This window comes from Tundrisphaera macrotermitis, from assembly GCF_051175315.1.
Taxonomy (GTDB): Bacteria; Planctomycetota; Planctomycetia; order Isosphaerales; family Isosphaeraceae; genus Tundrisphaera.
This window is the reverse complement of record NZ_CP195100.1, coordinates 4,719,834-4,743,216: the sequence shown is the minus strand read 5'-3', so window position 1 is coordinate 4,743,216 and position 23,383 is coordinate 4,719,834. Positions and strand designations below refer to the sequence as shown.

The window sequence follows — 23,383 nt, the reverse complement described above, 5'->3', positions numbered from 1 at the left end:
CCGGCCCTGATCGAGTTCAAGCTCTTGGTTCCAAGGCTTTTGAGCCATCGGCACCCGGTCACTTCGTGGCCCGACTTGCCGACAAGACCCGACGCCTCCGAGGGTGGCAGGTGTTGACCATAACCCGGCAACTCCGGGGCTTGGCTGATCCTCCGACGATGGCCGGATCGAGCATCCGGAGTGGCCGGGTTACGGTCAACACCTGCCACCCTGCCGATATTGGCAATACGGGAGGGATCAAAGCAGGCCAGTCGTCCCGTCCGGCATGGTGCCGAGTTGGGCCGCCACGTCTCGCTCTGCCATGGCCTCGATGGACTCCAACTCCAACCAGTCCGGGTCGCAGGGCGGGTCGGGGTGCTCAAGAATCTGAAATGCCTGCTGCTCTAGACCGACATCCCGACCGTTGATTGCCTCTCGCAGCCTGGCGAACCGCCGGAACCAATAGTATCTGCTCCAGAACACCTCCTCGGCCGTGAGTCCCAGGTCTGTGATCAGCAGGGGCAATTCGGTCAACACGAGGTAGAACTTCAGCGCTCGGCCAGAGACCGGCTCGTCGAGCAGAGCCAAGTTGTAATGCCGAGGCAGAGGGGAAATTGCGGCATTTAATGCCGATGCCTTCTCGGCTAGACTCTCCTCTGTCGCCAGTCTCATGGCCGAAAACTCCCGGTTTGCCCAACTCAGGATTGTGACGTTTCAGCAAGAAGCCGGGGAAGTTATTTCGCCGCCGATCCTGAATTCAGCATCTCATTCGGGGGCCGGCCCCCGGGTGGTGTCCTTGCCGGGGACGGGGGGGAGATTGACGGGGTGACCGTGGCCGGCGGCGCGGTAGATGGCCTCGATGATCCGCATGTCCTGGAGGCCCTCCTGGCCCGGGGTGTGGGGGGTGATGCCCTGGGCGACCCGGCGGGCCATGTGGTCCATCTCCAGGGCGAACTGGTTCTTCTCGGGCAGCTTGATCTCGGTGGTCTGCTCGACCTTGTCGCGGACCGATGAGGTCTTGAGCTTGAGGCCGTGGTAGGCGAAGGCGGGGTCGAGGTCGATCCAGCCCCGCTCGGCCAGGATGCGGCAGCGGCGGGACTCGTGGGCCGAGTAGAACGTCTGGCAGGTCGCCAGGACGCCCGAGGGGAACTTGAGCTGGAAGCTGACCCGGTCCTCGACCTCCTTGAACCGGGGGTCGGAGGGGTCGGAGACGATCTGGGCGGTGACCTGCACCGGTTCCTCGCCGGTGAGGTAGCGGGCCGCGTTCAGGCAGTAGATCCCGACGTCGGGCAGCGACCCGCCGCCGGCCAAAGCCTTCTTGTGCCGCCACTGGTCGACCGGCCCCTGGTTCTGGCCGTTGGACGCCTCGATCAGCCGGATCGGGCCGAACTCGCCCGAGCGGGCCAGGCGGATCGCCTCGCGGTTGAACGGGTCGTACTGGCAGCGATAGGCGATCATCAGCAGTTTCTTGGCCTGGTCGCAGGCGGCGATCATCGCCTCGCACTCGCCCACGGTGTTGGCCATCGGCTTCTCGCACAGGACGTGCTTGCCGGCCTTGGCCGATCGGACGGTGTACTCCAGGTGCATGCTGTTGGGCAGGATGATGTAGACCACGTCCACCGACGGGTCGTCGGCCAGGCGGTCGAACGACTGGTAGTCGTAGAGGTGGTCGCGGCCGATGCCGTACTGGTCGGCGACCTTCTCCGCCTTGGAGCGGTCGCCGCTGACCAGGGCCGTCGGCCGGGCATACTTGCACTGGCCGAACGCCGGCAGGACCTCGCCCAGCGCCAACTCTCCGAGGCCGACGATGGCGAAACCCAGCCGCTTGTCGGGCGAGACCGGGGCCGGCGGCGGGCCGGACGACGGCTCGGTCTTCGCCTTCATGGTCGGCAGTTCGACCGGGGCCGGCGGCCGGTCGGGGGACTGCCCCGCCAGGGCCAGCGCGGCCCCGGCCGCCAGGAATTCGCGGCGGGTGCCGTCGGCCTTCGGTGCGTCGTTCATGCCTGCCTCATCGTGGTTCGCGGTGCGGGGCGGAAGCGGTCGGGGGATCGGCCCTCAGCCCTTGGCGGCCTTGTTCCGGGCGCGGGTCGCGGCGGCCTTCTTCGCGGAGGCGGAGCGCTGCTCCGGGGTGCGTGCCGCCGAGGCCTTGCCCCCCTTTGCCCCGCCCTTCTCGCTGGAAACGTGGGTGTCCGGCTTGCCCCGGCCGCTGCCGGACTTGTTGCCGCCGCCGGACTCCTTGTTGACCGTGGCCCAGGCGCGGGCCTCGGCCTCCTTCTCCGGGGTGCCCCTCTGCTCGTAGCTCTCGGCGATGTGCTCGGCCTTGCGTTTCTGCTTGTCGGTGTACGCAGACTTGTCGCCGCGGGGCATGGGAAGCCTCCCGGATCGGTGCCGACGTTGGTGGATGACCTACCCATGAGCGATAGCAAATGGGATGCCGATGGCGCGGCGTGCCCCACCCGCGCGGTCCTGTCGGGCCGGCCGGCGATCAGGTGGCCAACTGGCGCTCGATGGCGGCCCGGTCGATCAGGGACCACACCTCGCAGATCTTGCCGTCCCGGAGCCGGTAGAAGACGTGCTCCGCGAACGAGACCGGCTTGCCGGTGGGACGCAGGCCGAGGAACTCGCCCCGGGGCGTGCAATCGAAGTGCAGCCGGCAGGCGATCCGGTCCCCTTCGACGACCAGCAGGCGGATGTCGAAGAAGAGGTCGGGGATCGCGGCGATGCTGTCGGCGATCAGGGCCTGATAGTCGACCCGGGTCATCGGCCGACCGTTGTAGGTCAGCTCCTCGTGGACGAACTCGCCGAGTTCTCCGATGCGGCGGTCGTTCAGGCGGCCGATGTAGCGGCGGTAGAAGGTCTCGTCGCCCGATCCGGTCATCGCGTCCTCCCCGGTGGTCCGGTGGCCGACATGGTGCGCCCCGCGTGGGCCGGGATGGCCCCGGGATGGGGCGGTTGGCGGGGCCCGGCCTCGGCCCGATCCCCCCGGCCGGGGTCACTCCTCCGGCATCATCGCCGGATTCCAGACGACTTCCCACAGGTGCCCGTCCGGGTCCCGGAAATAGCCGGCGTAGCCGCCCCAGAACGTCTCCCGGGCGGCCTTGACGACGACCCCTCCGGCCCCCTCCGCTTGCGCCATGACGGCGTCGACCTCCCCCGGCGAGGCGACGTTGTGGCCGAGCGTGAACCCGGAGCCGGGCCCGGCCGGCGGCAGGCCCGAGTCGCGGGCCAGGCTCTCCCGAGGCCAGATCGCCAGCTTCAGGCCGGGCTGGAGGTCGAAGAAGGCCACCGCCCCGGACTCGAACTCCTGCCCGATGATCCCCGGCGTCCGGAGCCCGAGGCCGTCGCGATAGAACCGCAGGGCCCGCTCCAGGTCGTCCACGGCGAGGGTAATCACGCTCAATCGCGGCTTCATGCCGGGTCCTCGCGGGCTGGTCGTGGGACGGGGGCGACGCGATCGGGCGGTCGAAAGCGCCTCTGCGGAGAACTTTCATCGATCCGACGGCGAAGGTCAAGATCTCCGCCCGGACGCTGCAGGCGTGGGGGATGCGAGGCCCCGCCGGGTGCGGATCCCATCCCGGCGATTCGAAAGAAACGACACGCATCGGGGGCAACGTCGACCCCGATGCGTGTCCCGATCGGCCTGGGCCATCGGGCCGCCGCCCGAACCCGGAGCGCTCCGAGCCCGGGGGGACGGCCCTGTGGCCCAGGCCGATGGACGAGGCTTGAGGTCCCGGAGCATCGGGGGGGTGAATGCCCCGGGACCTGGCCTGTTTCGTGCTGGCGAGCCGGATCATTCCCCCGGCCCGCGACGGATGCCGACGCGAGGACGGTCCGAGGGGTCGGAGCCGTCGGGCCGGGGAGATCCGGGGCCTCACCAGGGGCGACCGACGATCATCGGGGGTCGACCATCGCCGGGCCGGTTGACGATGTACTGGCCGTTGGGCAGCCGCTGGGCCGGCATCGGGGGCAGGCCGTCGCCGGGCCGGTTGTAGATCGGGGGGCGGCCGTCGCCGGGCCGGTTGTAGATCGTCCCGCCGCCCCAGACCGGGCGGCCGTATCCTCCCCCGTAGCCGCCGCCGTATCCACCGCCGTAGCCTCCGTAGCCTCCCCCGTAGCCGCCGCCATACCCACCCCGCCCGCCGAACCCGCCATAGGGATACTGGGCCCTGGCCTCTCCGGGCATCAGGCAGCCCAGCGCCCCGGCCGCCGCGGCCATGCCAAGCAGCCGAATGGTCATCTTGCGGATGGCAGCGGTCGTCCCCTGGATCGCCTTCTTCCGGTGGGTGAACATGAGAGAAAACCCCTTGCCAGCGGTCGCTTCGGCTTGCGGATGGCTCGACTGATGCCACCCTCCAATCAGACCACCAACATCGGCGCGTCGGGCGTGCAACGACCGCCGGGCTTTTTCTTCGAGGCCGTCGACTTTCACCGCGCCCTGGGGTGGACTAATCTGGTCCCGAATGAGCGGTGGATATGGTCGAGATCAACCCGGGGAGCGCCGATCGAATGGATTCCGACCCGCTGGGCTCCGTCTCCCTCTGGCTCGGCAACCTCAAGGAGGGGGACCATGCGGCCGTGCAACCCTTGTGGGAGAAGTATTTCGATCGCCTGGTGCGCCTGGCGCGAGGCAAGTTGGCCGGGGGCCGGGGGCTGGCGGCCGACGAGGAAGACGTGGCGTTGAGCGCCTTCGACAGCTTCTGCCGCGCCGCGTCGCAGGGTCGGTTCCCGATCCTGGCGGATCGCGATGACCTCTGGAAGCTCCTCGTCTCCCTGACCGCGCGCAAGGCGATCAACCTGCGCAAGCACGCCGCCCGGGGGAAGCGCGGCGGGGGCCGGGTGCTCGACGAGGCGGCCCTGGACGGGGGCGATCCCGGGGCGGCGGGCCTGGACGCGATGATCGGCGACGGGCCGACCCCGGAGTTCGCGGCGCAGGTCGCGGAGCAATGCCGGCGCTTGCTCGACCTCCTGGGGGACGAGTCATTGCGGCAGGTCGCGATCTGGAAGTTCGAGGGCTACACCAACGAGCAGATCGGCGAGCGTCTGGGACGTTCGCCCCGCACCGTCGCCTACAAGCTGGAGATGATCCGCAAGCTGTGGGAGCAGGAGTCGTCGGCATGACGGGCCGCGAGTCGTCCGATCCGACCGCACGGCTCGACCTCTCCACCCTGAGGCAGGTCGTGTCGATCTGCGACGATTTCGAAGCCTCGTGGCACGCGGGGCGACGCCCCTCGATCGAGCAGATCCTCGCGGACGCGACCCCGGAGCGTCGCCCTGCGCTGCTCCGGGCCCTCCTGTCGGTCGAGATCGAGCTGCGCAGGTCCGCCAACGAGAGCCCCGACCCGGAGACCTATCGGGCCCGCTTCCCGGGGCACGAGGACCTCGTCCTCGCCGCCTTCGGCGAGGCCGCGACCGACCCCGGCGAGCCGTCCGACTCGACCACCCGGGACCTCCCCCGGGGCGGCGAGACCTCCACCGTCCTGGGGTCGGACCCCGGCGACCGGGACCCCGGCCCGGGCCATGCCTCGGGCCGGAGGCGGTTCCGCGTCCTGCGCCAGCACGCCAGGGGGGGGCTGGGCGTGATCTACTTGGCTCAGGATGCCGAGCTCGACCGGCAGGTCGCCCTGAAGGAGATCCAGGCCGATCGCGCCGACGACCCGATCAGCCGGGGCTATTTCGTCCGCGAGGCCCTGATCACCGGGGGGCTGGAGCACCCGGGGATCATCTCGGTGCACGGCTTCGGCCGCTATTCGGACGGCCGACCGTTCTATGCGATGCGGTTCATCGAAGGCCCGACGTTCGAGGAGGCCATCGACGATCACCATCGCGCGGCGGGTTCGGCCCGCCCCGGCGCCAACGCCCTGGCCTTCCGCGGCCTGCTCCGGCACTTCGTCGACGTCTGCAACGCCGTGGCCTTCGCGCACAGCCGGGGCGTGATCCACCGGGACATCAAGCCGCGCAACATCAAGCTCGGGCCGTTCGGCGAGACGATCCTCCTGGATTGGGGCCTGGCGAAGCGGGTCGACGGCGGGGCCTCGCCGGATCCGGCCGGCCCGGCGTGGCCGCACCCCGCGTGGGGCGACGAGGTGGAGGCGACCGCCGACGGGGATCTCCGCGGGACGCCGGCCTTCATGTCGCCCGAGCAGGCGGCCGGCGACGTCGAGGCGATCGGCCGGCCCAGCGACATCTACGGCTTGGGCGCGACCTTCTATTACCTCCTGACCGGCCGCGTCCCGACCTCCGGCAAGAAGGCCGAGGCCATCGCGATCGTCCGCGAGGGGCGATTCCCGCCCCCCCGGCAGGTCCGCCCGGGGGTCGATCCGGCGTTGGAATCGATCTGCCTGAAGGCCATGGCCCTGCGCCCGGAGGGCCGCTATGGATCGGCGCTCGCGCTGGGCGAGGACGTGGAACGCTGGCTGGCCGACGAGCCCGTCTCGGCGCACCCGGAATCGATGCTCGTCCGCGCCGGCCGCTGGCTCCGGCATCATCGCACGGCCGCCGCCGTCGCCGTCGCCCTGCTGATGGCGACCTCGGCGACCGCCCTCGTCGCCGCCGCGCTGATCGACCGGGAGAAACGCCGGGCGGAGATGGCCAACGGCCTGCTGATCGCCGCGAAGCGGCAGGCCGACGCGGCCCGGGGGTCGGCCCAGTCCGAACGGTCGAAGGCCGACGCCAGCCTGAAGCTGGCCATCGCCGCGATCGGCGACGACGGCCCCGACGGCGGGCTCCTACGCATGGTCGCCGCCGCCGACCTCCCGAAGCTGCCGGGGACCGAGGCGATGCGGCTCCGGATCGCCGGCAAGGCGAGCGACCTGCTCAGGAAGCTCCTCGACCAGCAAGGCGAAGACCCCGCCGTGCGGTTCGGGCTGGCCAAATCCTACCGGGAGCTCGGCAACCTCTTCCGGCTCACCGGCCGCGAGGAGGCCGCCCCCATCTACGCGACCGCCATCAAACTCCTGGATGGGCTCGTCGCCCGCTATCCCGGGGAGCCGCGCCTCCTCACCTACCTGGCCGAGACGTGCCTGGACGGGGCCGAACGCCATCGGATGGCGGGGGCGTTCGACGAGGCCGGGCCCCTCTATCGGAGGTCGCGCGAGGCGGCCGAGCGGCTCGTCGCCGCGCATCCCGGCGTCCAGGGCCATCGGCGGACCCTGGCCCGGGCCCTCTACAACGGGGCCGCCTACCGCCGCGACATCGGCGATCACGCCGGGGCGATCCGCGACGGCGAGAAGGCCGTGGTCCTGCTCACCGCGCTGGCCGACGGGGCGAAGCCCGGGCGGACCGACCCGATGGAACTGGCCATGACCCTGGAGGAACTCGGGTCCGCGCTGCGGGCCGCGGGCCGGCCCACCGACGCCGAGCGGGCGTTGACCGAGGCCATCCGCCGGGCGGATGCCCTCCTGGCCCAGGCCCCCCAGGATCGCGACCTGCTCTACACCCGGGCCGTGGCCCATCTCGAACTGGGCCGGGCCCGGGCGGGGTCGGGGCATCTCGAGGCCGTCGCGAACCTGGACGAGGCCGTCGACCAGCTCGCCCGGCTGGCCGCCGATTCCCGCGACATCGTCCACTACCAGGGCCGATGGGCCGAGGCGCTTCTGGCCCGGTCCCGATCCCGGGCCGACGGCGGGCGTACCGAGGAGGCCCGCGCCGATGCCGAGCGCGCCCGCGAGGTCGTCGGGCCGCTCCTCGCGAAGGCGGAGCGGCACCCCGTCCATTCCGGCCTCATGGGCCGCATCCTCGGCCAGCTGGGCCGCCTCGCGATCGCCCGCGACGCGTCCGACGAGGCCCGGTCCCTGCTGGCGCAGGCCGCCGCCCTCCAGGCCATCGCCCTGGGGGCGAACCCCGCCAGCCCCGCCGATCGGCTGGCCCTCGCCGAACACCGGGAGGCCCTGGCCCGCCTGCCCGGGCCCCGGTGATGCCCGCGTCGGATCGGGCCTTACTCGGGTTCCTCGTCGTCTTGCGCCACATCCATGGTGATCGTATCCGTCATGATCGGATCTGAGCCCGGCGGGTCGTTCGTGAGCGTCACCACGACCTCGCCCGCGGTGACCACCGGGACCCCCGCCTTGGTGGGGACGACCGGGTCTCCCGCCTTGGCGGGGATGATGTCCCCGATCCGCCCCCGGCACAGGACGACCCTGAGATTCGGCCGGTTCGGCACCGGCCAGTTGTCCACGATCGTGATGTTCTTGAATTGCCGCTTGACGCCCGATGGCAGGACGATCCACGTCTTTTCATCATCCTCGATGAAATCGGTAACCCCCTTCTTCCTCATGATCAGGACGAAGAAGGCCCTGAGCGGGTTCCCCTGCTGATCTCGGATGATTTTGACCGGACCATGTGCCATCTCAGGCTCCTTGTGCCTCGTGGGCGAACGTCGGATGGGGGGAAAGAGCGATCCAGCCGGGGCCAGATCCCGGTCGCCACGGCGGGACTCACCGGAATAACAGATGACCTCCGGCCCATCAAAGAAATTCCCCCCCGATCAATTGAGGGCCTTTGCATTTGACGGGGGACGGGCCATCGACACCGCCCGCCGGGCCGGTCAGAGTGGGAGGAGCGGCCATCGCCCGGAGGCGGATGTCCCGGGGCCGACGGGGAGGATCTCATGGCGAACAACAACCCGCTGAAGCGGCGGCCGAGCGAGCGCAGGCCGATCCAGATCGAGAAGGCGAGGCGCAAGGCCGAGGAGCGGGCCCGCGACCTGGCCGAGCGCCGCGGCGCCCGCGAGGCCCGCGACGATCGCGAGCCCACCGCCTGATCGCCCGCTATCGACCCCTTCCGTGCCCGATCCGCCCCCGACCGCCCGGGGCAACGCCCCTCATCGCCCCAGGAACGGGCGCGGACCCATGCCGAGCGTGGGCGAGCCCGGCGGGGGCACGAGCCGGGTCCGCCGCGGGCGCCCGGCGGGATCCCACCATCAGGAGCGAGCGATGCCGCCCCCCTATCTCGTCCGCGGCCGGTTGTACGCCCCGTTCTACATCTTCCTACGCACCCGGATGGCCGACGCCGACCTGCTCGCGACCTTCGGGATCGGGGACTACACCGACTCGGCCGACGCCCGGGGCTCCCACTATGCCGTCGTGGCCGACGACGGCGAGTGGACCATGCTCGCCGACGACTGGGGCTACACCTTGTGGTACCGGCCGACGACCTGGGCGACCATCGCCGAACTCGGCCGGACGATCGACGTCTTCGCCGGTTCGGTCGGGGAAGACGACCGCTCCTACGACTTCGCCTACTACCGGGGCGGTCGCCTGGCCAGGAAATACGCCGTCTCCGACCTCCGAGGCCTGGTCGTCGAGGTGGATGTCGGCGACCCGCTCCCCGCGGAGGCGGCCCGTTTCGACGACGAGTTGGATCACGTCCTGGCCCTGGCGGCCTCGCTCGGCATCCGGTCGCAATACGAGGAGCATGAGATCCGGGTCTACCGATCGGCGGAGCCGGGAAGGAGGATCGTCCTCGGATGACCCGCCGCTTGCGGCCCGGGCGGTTTGGAGATACGGTCGGAGAAACTCCATCCAGATCCCGACGCATCGATCCCACCGAGGTAGGCATGCCCCGATCCAGGTTCACCGACATCTCGATCGTCCTCGACCGCTCCGGCTCGATGGAATCGATCGCCGACGATACCATCGGGTCGTTCAACGCCTTCGTCGCCGACCAGCGGAAGGAGCCCGGCGACGCGCAGCTCTCCCTGGTCCTGTTCGACAACGAGTACACCCCGGTCCACGTCGCGGTCCCCCTGGCGACCGTCCCGAGGCTGACGACCGAGACCTTCCAGCCCCGCGGCACGACGGCCCTCCTGGACGCCATCGGCCGGACCATCCTCGAGACCGGCCAACGCCTGGCCGCGCTGGCCGAGCCCGACCGCCCCGACCGGGTCATCTTCGTGATCATCACCGACGGCCACGAGAACGCCAGCCAGGATTTCACCCGCGAGCGGATCTTCCGGATGATCTCGCACCAGCGCGACGTCTACTCCTGGCACTTCGAGTTCCTGGGCGCCAACCAGGACGCGATCGAGGCCGCCGGCCACATCGGCATCGCCCCGGCCGACTCCCTCACCTATGGCGCCACCGCGACCGGCACCCGGGCCTCGATGGCCGCCATGTCGGGAAAGATGCGTGTCTACCGCGCCACGGGCGCCGCCCCCGCCTACTCCCCGGCCGAGCGGGCCCAGGCGATGGACGAGCCCGACCAGGGCCTGCCCGGCCAGTCGAGATAAGGTGAGCAACGCCCAGCTCATCAGGGATATGTAGCAGGTGGTGCCCGCCCTACTCGACTTGACGATTTTCCAGGTGAAAAGTAGCAGTACTTCGAGCGGTTGTCCGTCTTGGGTTATAATTTTGAAACAAGACGAAGTTGAGCTGAAGCGATTACACCACTCGAGAGGCGGAATGATTTTGACTATTCTGATAAGAAGGGTAAAATCGAGAATGCCCGCAAGAACGATACCGCGGGTGAGAACCAAATCGAGGAGTTCTGCGTGATAGAACTCCCTTTCCCGATAACTCTCAAGAATGTGCAAGAAGATATTGAAGTGAGTGCTAGCATTGTGCGATTAACCTCTGGAATGGCACGTGATTCCATCGATTTTCGATGGTGGAAGCCTATTCCATGTCGGGATGACGCCGACCCCTTGCATGATGACCACTGGGTGTGGATGGAGGATGTTTTAAATTTAGGGGAGTATCGCACGATTGAGTGTGTAGCGATCACGACGTCGGATGGCGATGTACAAGGCGCAATGATCCTTGATCTCTCAGGCGAATCGCAAATTGAAGCTGGCAAAGGGGCGGCTGAAATTGATCGGATCGCCGCCGCTCCCTGGAACCGTGCACGATATGCAAAAGATCCATTATATGAAGGAATAGGGAAATCGATGCTGGCATGGGCATGCTGGCAAAGTTATCTTCAGGGTTGGGAGGGCCGGATCAGGGTGTCTGCATTGTCATCCGCAATACAGTGGTACTTAGACAGGGGTTTCATCCAGACTGCCCCATTAGCTGAAGCTGGAGAACTTGTTGATCTTGAGCTTCCGAAACACGCAGCTTTGAGAGCATTAAGGTCTCGGGGATTAATATCATGAGCGATCATGCGACAGGCTGGGACAACCCTGGTGAAGGCATGCCTTCCGCGGGCAGTAATGATACATCCCGTAGGCTTGCGAAACTCCGTGCTGCGGGCTCCAAGCGTACTGGCAACGATTTAAACGACACAATCCACAGGCTTCTTGATGCACATCCGGATATTCGAGTTGATTTTAGGACGACCGAATTCTCCGAGATGGAAGATGATGCAAAACGACATTTGCTATCTCAAATTCGCACCCTCCTTGACATTAACCCAAGATGATTGACATCTCCCAAGGTTTGTTTTTGGCCAATAAGCATTTTCCAAAAGGGCCCGAGTTTATCTCGGAGATGATCGGTGCTGACCTCGTCTTTCTGCCGTTGGGGAATTCTACCGGCTGGTGCATCCGAAGAGGCAACAAATCAATAATCACCATTAACAGCAATGACGCCCCTGTCAGGCAAAGGTTTACTTTGGCCCATGAAATCGCACATTTAATCTTAGGTATCACTCCAGATGTAAATCCATTAGGCCCGCTTAGCAGTCGCAGGAACAGCGAAAAGGCTATCAATTCGCTAGCCTCTGAACTTTTGCTACCAGGCAATCGACTACTTCACATGGTCGGTCGAGCCCCTGTCGATTTATATGTGATTCAAAAAATCGCCCAAACTGCGAATGTTTCCGAAATTGTAGCTGCAAGACGAATAGCAGATCATTATGAAGAATTAGGATTAGCGAACGCAGGCCTTATTGAATTCATCGACAACGAGTTTGGCTCAAATTGGTCAAAAACTCTCGAAGTCAATCCCCGCGTAGCTAGCCATTTAATGGCCAAAACACAGGAATCATCAGACACATTACATATCATAGAACGCGACACGGACACTTTATTTGCATGTGTACGATTAGCATGGGGTACAAAATTTTCCTATCTGTTAGTCCAGGTCGTCAGCAAAGCCAATTTCATCGAAATCCCTACAGGTGAGCAGATTAGGCAGTTAGAGTACTGGCTATACGATGGCAATGAATCATTTAGAACAAGCTTAAATGGATGCTTTGGTATTTTTAAAAAACTTGCCCATGGGATGACCTTAGAGCAAGCAGTAGAAGAGTTTTATAAAAAATACGGCCCTCGCTGGAAAACAATAGGCCAAACGAAAATGTTTGAACCAAAAGGTAAAAAATATGTAGAGTTGAGATTAAGGCTCTATACAAATAGATGACTTGCATTTGCATTCATATTATGCAGGCCGTATGAATTAAATTTGCACCATTCTGATTCAATTCAACAAATGATATGGAAGCTTACTAAATTCCATCTATTTTCAGAATCAAGCCTTATTATCTTCGGCCGATTCTTGGAAGGATGTATCTAAAACTAGGCCGGAGCGGCGGACGTTTTACATGCCGACCGGATCGAATCCATCGCCGCTGGATGGCTGAGCCCAAAGGCGGCGTCGGCGCGGGCGCCGGTGACGTGGAGGCGGAGGAAGCCGCCGGCGACGGCGGCGGAGGAGACGTCGGGGAAGCGGCCTCGGGAGAGGCGGTCGAGGAGGCCCGCCAGGGCCGCGAGGGGGGGGCCGAGGGGGTCGGGCAGGGTGATGATCCGGCGGGGGTTGCCGGTGAGGCGCGCGACCAGCGTGGCGAGGTCGAGGTAGGAGAGGTAGGGGCCGACCACCGCGTAGCGGGTGCCGGGGTCGCCCAGGGAGAGGGCGCGGCGGTGGGCCAGGGCGGCCACCGAGGCGTCCAAAATCGGGATGCCGCCGCGGGGCAGGATCGCCGTCCGGCCCCGGGCCATCAGGATCAGGACGCGCGTCGAGGTCGGCTTGGGGTCGCGGTCGCCCACCACCATGCCGGGGCAGAGGGCGATGGCGGGCACGGGGCCGTCCAGGACGATCCGCTCGGCCTCGCGCTTGCTCTCGGAATAGGGGGAGCGGACGCGGTCCAGGTTCCAGGGGGTCGACTCGTCGGCCGGGGCGTCGGCGGTGCCGGCCGCCAGGGTGTGCAGGGTCGAGGTGTAGACCAGCCGCTCCACCCCCTCCGATGCGGCGTCGCACAGGAGGTCGCGGGTGGCCCGGACGTTGATCTCGGTCGCATGCCCCCGGGGGTCGACGCCCAGGCTGACCCACGAGGCCGCGTGGACCACCCCCCGAGCCCCCCGGAGGGCCCGGCGGCGGTGGGCGGGGTCGCGGAGGTCGCCGACGTGCCAGTCGATGGCCGGGTCGCCGGGCCGGATGTCGGGCGGTCGTCGGGTCAGGCCCCGGACCGGGAAGCCGGATCGGGCGAGGTCGCGCGCGACGTGACCGCCCACGAAGCCCGAGGCCCCCGTCACCAAAATCGGCCAGTCCGCCGGGGTGATCTCTCCGCCCATCAGCGGCCGGCCTGGCGGAAGATGGTCGGGTCGGGCTGCCACAGGTAGAGGAAGGTCGGGGCCTTGTTGCGGTCCAGGCCCGGATAGCTGAACGGGACGATCTCCCCCTGCACCGGGGCGTTGGGGGTGATCGCGTAGATCGAGTGGGTGGGGTAGCCCGACCTCTGGAAGATCACCACCTCCGAGCCCGTCGCGCCGCCCAGCGCCTCGGCCTCGGCGATCGCCTCGTGGACGTAGCCCAGCGTGTCCACCAGGTGCAGATCCCGGGCCTTGCTCGCCCCCACGACCCGGCCGTCGGCGATCGCGGCGCGGTCGGCCTCGGTCATCGTGGGCCGGCGATCGGCGATGCGGTCGCGGAAGCGGTCGCGGTAGCCGTCGGCCAGCTCCTGCAAGAGCGCCCGGGGGCCGTCGTCGAGCGGGGCCGTCACGCTGCCCATGTCGATCAACGGCCCGGCCTTCACCGGGTCGGACGTCAGGTTGAGCTGCGCCATGGCGTCCTGGAGGTTGTAGTGGTTGATGATCGACCCCAGCCCGCCGGTCAGCCCGGTGGGCAGGGCCACCACCCGGTCGGCGCCGACCGCCAGGTACAGGGCCCCCGAGGTCGCCACGTCCATCAGGCAGGAGACCACCGGCTTGCCGGCCTCGGTGCGGAACCGCCGCAGCTCATCGGCCATGATGTCGCAGGCCGTCACGCCGCCGCCGGGGCTGTTGATCCGCACCACCACCGCGCGGACGCGGGGGTCGTTGGCGGCGGCCTCCAGCTTCTCGCGGAACGCGGCCACCGGGTTCTCGCCGACCGAGTATAACCCGGTGAGGTTCTGGTTGAGCAGCAGGCCGTCCACGTCGATCAGGGCGATCCGGGCCGCCCCCGGGCCGGAGTGGGACTCGCGCACCACGATCGCCGCCATCGGGCCGGGATCCGGAGCGGTGGCGAGCTTGACCTCGATCCCCCCCCGGATCGAGGCGTCGGCCACCACCCGGGCGTCGGCGTCGGCCTTGACCTGCCCCCGGAACGTGCCGAAGAACGGGAATGCGCTGCAGCCGCCCCCCATGCCCAGCCCCAGGCACGCCAGGACGACGGCCCACGCCTTGCGGATCGTCGGTTCCATACGGCCTCGATCTCCCCATCTTCACGCGGCGAAAGCCGATCCCATACCGTAGCGTCTATCGGCCGATCGGCGGTGAAACTTGCCCGCACGGCCCGCGAAATCCGGAGGACCCGCACATGCCGCACGCCCTGTTCGCCCTGATCCTGCTGGGACAGATCGCTGCCCACGACGAGGCCAACCCCGTCTACCACTCCCTGATCGCCGAGGGGATCCGGGGAAATGCCGGGTCCGAGGCGTTCAAGCTCCCCGCCCCGACCTTCCCCGACGACGCCACGCCGGAGGCGATCAACGAGGCCCTGGAGAAGGTCGCCGGCAGCAAGGCGGCGGCCCGCGAGCTGATGCGGGACTCGGTCACGGCCCCGTTCATCCTCAAGACCCGCGACGCCCGATCCGGCGACGACCACGTCCGCGCCGCCGACCTGTGGTTCGTGGTCCACGCCGACCTCGACCGGATCGACCTCGGCAAGATCTCCGGCCAGGCCGACGACCAGGCGGTCGAGGCCGGCAACATGAAGTTCATCACCAAGCGGTTGAAGGAAGACGACTTGCGTGAGGGGAAGGTCGAACTGCTCCCGCCCCGGGACGGCCGGACGGAGTGGTTCACCCACCTGGATGGGCGTTTGCTGGATCGGATCTCGGTGCGGGCGACCGACCGCGTGGTGGCGACCCGCACGCCGGCCTCGGTGGTGGTCGCGGCCAGGACCGATCACGCTTTCGGCCGCGATGGCCGATATTCGAACATGTGGGCGACCGTCGCCCGCAAGGGGGCGGCCGAGGAGATGGGCCCGCCCCGCGAGTACGCCGGAGGCGCGAGCTATGTCAAGATCAGCAAGCTCGCCGCCGAGCCCGGCGCCCTGCTCGTGGAGGCCCACCTGGTCTTCTTCGAGCCCCACGGCTGGTTCCAGGGGGCGCCGATCCTCCGGAGCAAGATCTCCGTCGTCGCCCAGGACCAGATCCGCCGCCTCCGCCGGGAGATCGAACAAAACCGGCCGAAGTGACGAAGGAACGGCTTGGCCCGGAGATCTTTCCGGATCTCTGTCAATGGCGGAAATCCCCCATCTTGACCCTCCCGGACGGCGAGAAGTGCTATCTTGGGAGGGAGACGCCGATCGACCCGTCCGATTGAGGGGAGGATTCCGGTGGGGCGAGACCGGCCCGTCCCGGACCTCCCCCCCGCCCGGGGGATGGCATGATCGATCGGTGCGGGACGGTGACCGCGACGTCGCCGGGCCCGCCCTTGGGAGCAAGTGCGCCACATGATCGATCTCCAGCAGCCCCGCATCCTCGCACTCGCCCCGTCGGGCCTGCCCGGCCTCGGGCTCGCCGCCTCCGCCTGCCGCGCCGGGGCCCTGGGCGTGCTCGACCTGGCCCATGCCGGGATCGCCCGCGATGCCGCCGACGCGCTCGGACTCCTGGCCCGCCGCGCCGGCGGCCCGTTCGCCTCGCGGGTCCGGGCCGAGGACGTCGCCGACGGCTGGCTCACCGGCGCCCCGGCGAACCTGTCGGTCGTGGTGATCGTGGGGGAATCGGCCGGCGCCATCGATCGCGTCCGCCGCTCGGGCCGGGCCGCCTGGCGCGAGGTCATCTCGCGCGACGAGGCCGACCGGGCCGCCGACGAGGGGGCCGCGGGGCTGATCGTCGCCGGCCACGAGGCGGGCGGCCGGGGCTCGGACGAGTCGACGTTCATCCTCCTCCAGGGGGTCCTGGCCCGGCATGGGGACCTCCCGGTCTACGCCCGGGGCGGGATCGGCCCCCGGGCGGCGGCGGGCTGCATCGCGGCCGGCGCGGCCGGCGTGGTCCTGGACGGCGCCCTCCTGCTGGCCCGCGAATCTCCCCTACCCGCCCCGATCCGCGAGCGGATCGCTCGCTGGGACGGCGGCGAGACGGCGGTCTTCGGCCCGGCGGGCGGGGATCGCGTCCGATTGTTCGCGGCGCCCGGCTCGGCGGCCCTCCACCGGCTCCGCGCCGCGACTTCGGAAGGCAGCGCGGTGGACGCGTCGGGCATCGGCTGGGGCGAGCACCAGGCCTGGCCGGCCGGTCAGGATGCCGCGCTGGCCGCCGACCTCGCCCGCCGGTGCGGGTCGACCGGCGGGATCATCCGCGAGGTCGAACGCGCCATCGACGAGGGCATCGCGGCGGCGCGGGACCATCGGCCCTTGGCCGAGGGGTCGGCGATGGCCCGATCCCACGGCACGCGCTACCCGATCCTCCAGGGGCCGATGACGCGGGTCAGCGACGTGGCCCCGTTCGCCCGGGCGGTCGCCGACGGCGGGGCCCTGCCCTTCCTGGCCCTGGCCATGCTCCGGGGCGAGGCCCTCTCCGGCCTGCTCCGCGACGCCTCGGCGCGGCTCCGGGACCGGCCCTGGGGCGTCGGCCTGCTGGGATTCGCCGCGCCGGACCTCCGCCGCGAGCAGATGGCCGAAGTCATCGAGGCCCGACCGCCGTTCGCCCTGCTGGCCGGGGGCCGCCCCGACCAGGCCCGCGAGCTGGAACGCGCCGGGATCGCGACCTATCTCCACGCCCCGTCGCCCGGGTTGCTGACCCAGTTCCTCCGCGACGGCGCCCGCCGGTTCGTCCTGGAAGGGCGCGAGTGCGGCGGGCACGTCGGCCCCCGGTCCAGCTTCGTCCTCTGGGAGCAATCCGTCGGGGTCCTCCTGGAAGCGATCGCCAAGGGGACACCGGCCGAGGAGTTGCACGTCGCCTTCGCCGGGGGGATCCACGACGCCCGCTCGGCGGCGGCCGTCGCGGCGATCGCGGCCCCGCTGGCGGCGCTGGGCGTGAAGGTCGGCACCCTGATCGGCACGGCCTACCTGTTCACCGAGGAGGCCGTCCGCACCGGCGCGATCGTCGCCCGTTATCAGGATGAGGCGCTCCGCTGCGGCTCCACCGTCCTGCTGGAGACCGGCCCCGGCCACGAGGTCCGCGTCGGGCCGTCGCCGTTCGTCGCCGCGTTCGAGGCCGAGCGCCGCCGATTGGTCGCCTCCGGGGCGAAGCCGGAAGCGGTCCGCGAGGCGCTGGAGACGCTGAACGCCGGCCGGCTGCGGGTGGCCGCCAAGGGGGTCGATCGCGCCAACGGGAGGGGCTCGGCCCTGATCCAGGTGGCCGACGCCGACCAGTTCGAGCGCGGGACCTACATGATCGGCCAGGCCGCCGCCCTGCGGGACGGGACGACGACCATCGACGCCCTCCACCGATCGATCGCCGACGGCTCGGCGCGGTGGCTGGAGCGGATCGACCACGCCCCGGCCCCGTCGGCGAGCCGGCCGTCGGACGTGGCGATCGTGGGGATGTCGGCGATCCTGCCCGGCGCGGGCGACGTCCGGACGTTCTGGGAGAACACCCTCGCCGGCCACGACGCCATCGCCGAGATCCCCGCCGACCGCTGGGACTGGCGGCTCTACTACGACGCCAATCCCAAGGCGCCGGACAAGATCGTGAGCAAGTGGGGCGGGTTCGTCCCGGACGTGCCCTTCGACCCCCTGCGCTACGGGATGCCGCCCGCCAGCCTGCCGTCGATCGAGCCGGTGCAACTCCTCCTGCTGGAGGCCACCCGCGCCGCGATCGACGACGCCGGTTATGGCGACCGGCTATTTCCCCGGGAAAGGACGGCCGTGGTCCTGGGCATGGGCGGCGGTGCGGCGCAGCTGGCCATGGGCTACGCCTTCCGGTCGTACCTGCCGATGCTCGACACGGTGAAGCCCGGGGCCGGCGCGGACGCCCTCCGCGCCTGCGACGGCCTGCTGCCCGAGTGGACCGAGGATTCGTTCCCCGGGTTCCTCCTGAACGTGGCCGCCGGCCGGGTCGCCAACCGGTTCGACCTCGGCGGGTCCAACTACACCGTGGACGCCGCGTGCGGGTCGTCTTTGGCGGCGGCGGCGCTGGCCGTGCGCGAGCTGGAGACGGGCGCCGCCGACGTGGTGGTGCTGGGCGGGGCGGACACGGTCCAGAACCCGTTCACCTACCTGGCCTTCAGCAAGACCCAGGCGTTCTCCCCCCGGGGCCGGTGCCGCCCGTTCGACGCCTCGGCCGACGGGATCGTGATCTCCGAAGGCGTCTCCGTCCTGATCCTCAAGCGCCTGGCCGACGCCGAGCGCGACGGCGACCGGATCTACGCCGTGATAAAGGGGACCGGCGCCTCCAGCGACGGCCGGGCCCGGGGCCTGACCGCCCCCAGCCCGGACGGCCAGGTCCGCGCGGTGAGGCGGGCCTACGCCAAGGCGGGCGTGGACCCGGCGAGCGTGGGCTACGTGGAGGCCCACGGCACCGGCACGGCGGTCGGGGACGTGGTCGAGGTCAACGCCATCGCCGGGGTGTTCCGCGAGGCCGGGGCCGCACCCGGCGCCTGCGCCATCGGCTCCGTCAAGTCGATGATCGGCCACACCAAGTGCGCCGCCGGGCTGGCCGGGCTGATCAACGCGTCGCTGGCCCTGCATCACAAGGTGCTGCCGCCGACCATCCACGTCGAGACGCCCAACCCCAAGGCCGACCTCGCCGACGGGCCGTTCCGGGTCAACATCCGGCCCCGGCCCTGGATCCACGCCGACCCCGACGCCCCCCGGCGCGCCGGGGTGAGCGCCTTCGGCTTCGGCGGGACCAACTTCCACGCCGTGCTGGAGGAATACGACCGGGGGGCGATCACCCCAACCGCCCCGGACCGCGAGTGGCCGGCCGAGCTGTTCGCCTGGCGGGACGTTGACCGCGCCGGGCTGCTCGGGCAAATCGACGCGCTGTCCGGCGGGCTCGACCGGGGGGCCCTGCCCGCCCTCCGCGACCTGGCCCGGTCGGTCAATGCCGCCCTCCGGCCCCACGACGGCCCGACCCTGGCGATCGTGGCCGGCTCGCTCGAAGACCTCCGGGGCAAGCTCCGGTCGGCCCGCGTCGCAATCGCCGGATCGGATGAAAACCTGAACGATCCCCGGGGCGTCCACTTCGAGGCCAAACCCCGGTTCGCCGGCCACAAAGTGGCGTTCCTGTTCCCGGGGCAGGGGTCGCAGTCGGTCGGGATGCTCGCGGACCTGGCGATGGCCTTCCCCGAGGTCCGCTCGGGCTTCGACGACGTCGACGCCGCCCTCCGCAAGCTGGGCCGGACGCCGATCGCCCCCCGGGTCTTTCCCGTCGCGGATCCCGCCCCCGATGGGCTGACGCCGTCGGAGCTGGCCCAGCCGGCGCTGGGTGCGGCCTCGGTCGGCGTGCTGCGGCTGCTGGCGTCGCTGGGGATCGAGCCCGACGCGGTGGCCGGGCACAGCTACGGGGAACTCGTCGCCCTGCACGCCGCCGGGTCGCTGACCGTCGATGGGCTGGCGGCGCTGTCGGAGGCCCGGGGCCGCCTGATGGTCGGTGCCCTGGGGTCCGATCCCGGGACGATGGCCGCCGTCGCCGCCGGGGCGAAGGACGTTACCTCCCTGCTCGACGGCCTGCCCGGCGTCCTGGCGGTCAACGAGAACGGGCCGAGGCAGACCGTGATCGCCGGCCCCCGCGCGGGGATCGAGCAGGCGATCCGTCGGGCCGAGGCGAAGGGGCTGCGGGCCCGGCCCCTGGCCGTCGCCGGGGCGTTCCACACCCCGGTCCTGGCCGCCGCGTCGCGGCCCCTGGCCGACCTGGCCTCGGCCCTCCTGGTCGCGGCGCCCGACCGGCCGAGCTTCTCGAACCTGGACGCCGCCCCCCACCCGGCCGACCCTCGGGCGATCGCTGGGCGGCTCGGGGATCACGTCGCGCGGCCGGTCCGGTTCGCCGCGATGGTCCAGGCGATGCACGACGACGGCGCCCGGGTGTTCGTCGAGGTCGGCCCCGGCGCGGTGCTGACTTCTCTGGTCGGCTCGATTTTGGCCGACCGCCCCCACCTGGCCGTCGCCTGCGACGCCCCCGGCAAGCCCGGCGTGCCCGCCCTGCTCCACGCCCTGGCCCGGCTTCTGGCGGCCGGCGTCGCGGTCCGGCCCGACCGCCTGGCCCTGGGCCGCTCGGATCGGCCCGTCGACCCGGCCCGGCTCCCGGCCGGCGACGGCCTGCCCGCCCCGTCCCCCACGACCTGGATGGTCAACGGCTCGCGCTCGCGGCCCCTCGGCCAGCCCGAGCCCCGCCGGCTCGGCCAGGGCCCGGCGTTGCCGATCCCGGCCGCATCCCCGACAACGGTCGCCGTCGCCCCGCCCGCGACCAACGGCTTCCACCCCCCCACGCACGCAAACGGGTCGATGAACGGTACGCCCCGTCCCCAACCCATCCCCACCGACGTCGCGCGAAATGGCACCGGAATGACACCGACCCCGCCCCGACCCGCCGCACCGATCCCGCCCGCCGCCGGCCCCGGCGACGACCGGGTGATGGCCGCCTTCCAGGAGACCATGCGGGCCTTCCTGGACGTCCAGCGCTCGACCATGCTCGCCTATCTCCAGGCCCGCCCCGGCGCCCCGGTCGCCGCGATGGCACCGGCCCCGATCCCGCCCGCCGCACCGATGCCGCCTGCCGCGCCGATGCCGCCCGCCGCGCCGATCCTCTCGGGTGGCAGGGGTCTCCGCGAAGCGGATCCCGGTCCGGCTGCCCACACGCCGATGCCTTCTCCCATCAAGGCCGAGTCCGCGAACGGCTCATCGACCGGGGTCCGCTCCGCGGAGACCCCTGCCTCCCCGGAGCCGAAGCCCATCGTCGAGGCGACCCCCGCACGATTCGGCCGCGACCAGATCGCCGCGAAGCTGCAGGAGATCGTCCGCGACCGGACCGGCTACCCGGTGGAGATGCTCGGGCTCGAACTCGACATGGAGGCGGACCTGGGGATCGACTCGATCAAGCGGGTCGAGATCCTGGGCACGCTCCGCGACGCCATCCCGACCCTGGGCGACGCGACCGACTCCGCGACCATGGACGCCCTGTCGCGGGCCAAGACCCTCGGCGCGATCGTCGACCGGGTCGAGCAGGTCGCCCGCAAGGCGTCCGCCCCGGCCCCCACGAAGGCAAGGAAGGCCGAAGAACCGACCCATCCGGCGGAGGATAGCCCGGTCCGGCGGATGGTGCTGGAGGCCGTGCCGGCCGGGCCGACGGCGGGCCGCGCCGGGCTGCCGCCGGGCTGCGTGGTGGTGGTGACGGACGACGGCCGGGGCGTGGCCCGCGCCATCGCCGCGAGCCTGGAGGCCGACGGCCACCCGGTCGAGCTGGCGGGCCCGGATGCGGTCGACCTCGCCTCGCCCGCGTCGGTCGATGCCCTGCTGGCCCGGGCGCGGGGAGAAGGGGAGGTCGCCGCGATCGTCCACGCCCTGCCCCTGCGCGACCTGCCCCCGGCCGGGCTCGACCCGTCGGCCTGGGCCTCGCGGATGGGGCCGGAGGTCAAGGGGCTGTTCCTGCTGGCCAAGGCGGCGGCCGGCGACCTCGAACGCGCCGCGAAGCGCGGCGGCGGGGCCCTGCTGGCGGCCACGGCGATGGGCGGGGCCTCGGGCTCGGCGGCGCCGGCGGTGGACTTCTTCCCCGGCCACGGAGGCGTCTCGGGCCTGGTCAAGACGCTGGCCCGCGAGTGGCCTTCCATCCGCTCGCGGGTGGTCGACCTCGACCCGCGCGACGGGTCGGACGCGCTGGCCGGGCGGCTGCTGGAAGAGTTCTGGTCCGAGAGCGGCTGGACCGAGGTCGGCTACGTCGCGGGCGAGCGGGTCCGGCTCCGGGCCGTGGACGAATCCCTGGCCGGCCGGCCGATCGCCGGGGTCGAGGTCCGGCCCGGCGAGCCGATCGTCCTGACCGGCGGGGCGCGCGGGATCACCGCGACGATCGCCGCCGAGGCGGCCCGGCTCTGGCGGCCGACCCTGCTGCTGCTCGGCCGCAGCCCCCTGCCCCCCACCGACGAGGATCCCGCCACGGCCGGCATCACCGCCCCGGCCGAACTCAAGGCGGCCCTGCTGGCCCGGCTCCGGTCGGAGGGGCGCCAGCCCTCGGCGGCCGACCTCGACCGGGCGTTCTCGGGCGTGATGCGGGCCCGCGAGATCCGGGCCAACATCGATGCCCTCCGCCGCGCCGGGGCGACCGTCGCCTATGCCGACGCGGATGTTCGCGACGCCGCCGCGCTCGGGCCGGTGCTGGACGGCTGGCGGCGCCGCTTCGGCGACCCGGTCGGGCTGATCCACGGGGCGGGGGTCATCAAGGACAAGCTGATTAAAGACAAGACGCCCGACGTCTTCGACCACGTCCTGGGCACGAAGCTGGACGGGGCGTTGAACCTGGCCCGGCTCCTCCGCCCCGAGGCGATCCGGTTCGCGGCCCTGTTCTCGTCGATCGCCGGCCGGTTCGGCAACGCCGGCCAGGCCGACTACGCGGCGGCCAACGAGGTCCTGAACAAGCTGGCCATCTGGCTCGACCGCCGCTGGCCGGGGCGGGTGGTGTCGATGAACTGGGGGCCGTGGTCGGGCGTGGGGATGGTCTCCGACCTGGAAGCCCACCTCGGCGGCCGGGGCCTGGGGATGATCGCGCCCGAGGTTGGCCGGGGCCTCCTGCTCGACGAGCTGCGGCGGGGCCGCAAGGGCGAGGTCGAGATCGTCGCCGCCGGCGACCTGGGGACGCTGGATGCCCCGATCGAGGTGGTCCGGCCCGGCCCCGGCAAGAAGCCGGCCAGGGCGGGCCGATGACCCGGGGCCTGCCCGCCGATTCTCGGGCCTCCCTCGATCGGGTAGGCGTGGCTGGCTTGCCACCGAGCCGTCATGGTGTCGTCGACCCGATCCTTCGCGACGCGGGGCTTATCCGACCGGCGAGCATCCCCTTCGAGGCGGGCTCGCCGGCGCCGTGGTTGGCAAGCCAACCACAGCCACCCAGAAGTCCGATCGCCAAAACGAAACCAATGCCGAGCGCCGAAACGAAGCCAACTCCCCGGGTGGCTGTGGTT

The 23,383-nt window shown here is 70.1% G+C and carries 19 protein-coding genes; 10 read left to right on the top strand and 9 right to left on the bottom strand.

What is annotated here, in order from left to right:
- Positions 1 to 237: 237 nt before the first annotated feature.
- The 6 genes from TA3x_RS19190 to TA3x_RS19165 all read right to left on the bottom strand — a co-directional run bounded on the left by TA3x_RS19190 (position 238) and on the right by TA3x_RS19165 (position 4,270).
- Positions 238 to 651, bottom strand: a complete 414-nt coding sequence (locus tag TA3x_RS19190) for a hypothetical protein (protein ID WP_435016274.1) — start codon at positions 649 to 651, stop codon at positions 238 to 240.
- Between the two features lie 93 nt (positions 652 to 744).
- Positions 745 to 1,980, bottom strand: coding sequence for a Gfo/Idh/MocA family protein (locus tag TA3x_RS19185; RefSeq protein ID WP_435016273.1), 1,236 nt, complete (start codon positions 1,978 to 1,980; stop codon positions 745 to 747).
- Between the two features lie 54 nt (positions 1,981 to 2,034).
- Complete coding sequence (locus tag TA3x_RS19180; protein WP_435016272.1) at positions 2,035 to 2,346, bottom strand: plasmid stabilization protein; 312 nt, start codon at positions 2,344 to 2,346, stop codon at positions 2,035 to 2,037.
- A 118-nt stretch (positions 2,347 to 2,464) separates the two neighbouring features.
- On the bottom strand, positions 2,465 to 2,857 hold the full coding sequence (locus tag TA3x_RS19175) for an ester cyclase (RefSeq protein WP_435016271.1): 393 nt from the start codon (positions 2,855 to 2,857) through the stop codon (positions 2,465 to 2,467).
- 114 nt (positions 2,858 to 2,971) lie between these two features.
- Positions 2,972 to 3,391 (bottom strand): VOC family protein, encoded by a 420-nt coding sequence (locus TA3x_RS19170; protein ID WP_435016270.1) that lies wholly within the window; start codon positions 3,389 to 3,391, stop codon positions 2,972 to 2,974.
- A 459-nt stretch (positions 3,392 to 3,850) separates the two neighbouring features.
- Positions 3,851 to 4,270, bottom strand: coding sequence for a hypothetical protein (locus TA3x_RS19165; protein WP_435016269.1), 420 nt, complete (start codon positions 4,268 to 4,270; stop codon positions 3,851 to 3,853).
- Between the two features lie 215 nt (positions 4,271 to 4,485).
- On the opposite strand from TA3x_RS19165, the gene TA3x_RS19160 reads away from it, so the two are divergent.
- Complete coding sequence (locus TA3x_RS19160; protein WP_435016268.1) at positions 4,486 to 5,097, top strand: ECF-type sigma factor; 612 nt, start codon at positions 4,486 to 4,488, stop codon at positions 5,095 to 5,097.
- Positions 5,094 to 7,892, top strand: a complete 2,799-nt coding sequence (locus tag TA3x_RS19155) for a protein kinase domain-containing protein (protein WP_435016267.1) — start codon at positions 5,094 to 5,096, stop codon at positions 7,890 to 7,892. The genes TA3x_RS19160 and TA3x_RS19155 overlap by 4 nt, the downstream gene beginning before the upstream one ends.
- Before the next feature lie 20 nt (positions 7,893 to 7,912).
- Here TA3x_RS19155 and TA3x_RS19150 read toward each other — a convergent pair whose 3' ends face one another.
- Positions 7,913 to 8,323, bottom strand: coding sequence for a hypothetical protein (locus TA3x_RS19150; protein ID WP_435016266.1), 411 nt, complete (start codon positions 8,321 to 8,323; stop codon positions 7,913 to 7,915).
- A gap of 261 nt (positions 8,324 to 8,584) precedes the next feature.
- Here TA3x_RS19150 and TA3x_RS19145 point away from each other — a divergent pair, with 261 nt between their 5' ends.
- From TA3x_RS19145 to TA3x_RS19120, 6 genes are all read left to right on the top strand, one after another.
- The gene (locus TA3x_RS19145) at positions 8,585 to 8,737 is read left to right on the top strand and encodes a hypothetical protein (protein WP_435016265.1); all 153 of its coding nucleotides are present in this window, start codon (positions 8,585 to 8,587) and stop codon (positions 8,735 to 8,737) included.
- 172 nt (positions 8,738 to 8,909) lie between these two features.
- Entirely contained in the window at positions 8,910 to 9,446 is a 537-nt protein-coding gene (locus TA3x_RS19140) for a hypothetical protein (protein ID WP_435016264.1), read from the top strand.
- An 86-nt stretch (positions 9,447 to 9,532) separates the two neighbouring features.
- Positions 9,533 to 10,204: a vWA domain-containing protein gene (locus TA3x_RS19135; protein WP_435016263.1), complete on the top strand. Its 672-nt coding sequence runs from the start codon at positions 9,533 to 9,535 to the stop codon at positions 10,202 to 10,204.
- Positions 10,205 to 10,465: 261 nt separating this feature from the next.
- Positions 10,466 to 11,068 (top strand): hypothetical protein, encoded by a 603-nt coding sequence (locus TA3x_RS19130; protein ID WP_435016262.1) that lies wholly within the window; start codon positions 10,466 to 10,468, stop codon positions 11,066 to 11,068.
- Positions 11,065 to 11,334, top strand: coding sequence for a hypothetical protein (locus TA3x_RS19125; protein ID WP_435016261.1), 270 nt, complete (start codon positions 11,065 to 11,067; stop codon positions 11,332 to 11,334). Before TA3x_RS19130 ends, TA3x_RS19125 begins: the two co-directional genes overlap by 4 nt.
- Positions 11,331 to 12,275 (top strand): ImmA/IrrE family metallo-endopeptidase, encoded by a 945-nt coding sequence (locus tag TA3x_RS19120; protein WP_435016260.1) that lies wholly within the window; start codon positions 11,331 to 11,333, stop codon positions 12,273 to 12,275. The genes TA3x_RS19125 and TA3x_RS19120 overlap by 4 nt, the downstream gene beginning before the upstream one ends.
- Positions 12,276 to 12,430: 155 nt before the next feature.
- Here TA3x_RS19120 and TA3x_RS19115 read toward each other — a convergent pair whose 3' ends face one another.
- Positions 12,431 to 13,423 carry an NAD-dependent epimerase/dehydratase family protein gene (locus TA3x_RS19115; RefSeq protein WP_435016259.1) on the bottom strand — a complete coding sequence of 331 codons (993 nt, stop codon included), beginning with the start codon at positions 13,421 to 13,423 and terminating at the stop codon, positions 12,431 to 12,433.
- Positions 13,423 to 14,532, bottom strand: coding sequence for a S49 family peptidase (locus tag TA3x_RS19110; protein ID WP_435016258.1), 1,110 nt, complete (start codon positions 14,530 to 14,532; stop codon positions 13,423 to 13,425). The genes TA3x_RS19115 and TA3x_RS19110 overlap by 1 nt, the downstream gene beginning before the upstream one ends.
- 116 nt (positions 14,533 to 14,648) lie before the next feature.
- Between TA3x_RS19110 and TA3x_RS19105 the strand changes: the two genes are divergently transcribed.
- Both TA3x_RS19105 and TA3x_RS19100 read left to right on the top strand, forming a co-directional pair.
- Positions 14,649 to 15,530: a hypothetical protein gene (locus tag TA3x_RS19105; protein WP_435016257.1), complete on the top strand. Its 882-nt coding sequence runs from the start codon at positions 14,649 to 14,651 to the stop codon at positions 15,528 to 15,530.
- A gap of 258 nt (positions 15,531 to 15,788) precedes the next feature.
- Complete coding sequence (locus tag TA3x_RS19100; protein ID WP_435016256.1) at positions 15,789 to 23,129, top strand: SDR family NAD(P)-dependent oxidoreductase; 7,341 nt, start codon at positions 15,789 to 15,791, stop codon at positions 23,127 to 23,129.
- The last annotated feature ends 254 nt before the right edge of the window (positions 23,130 to 23,383 follow it).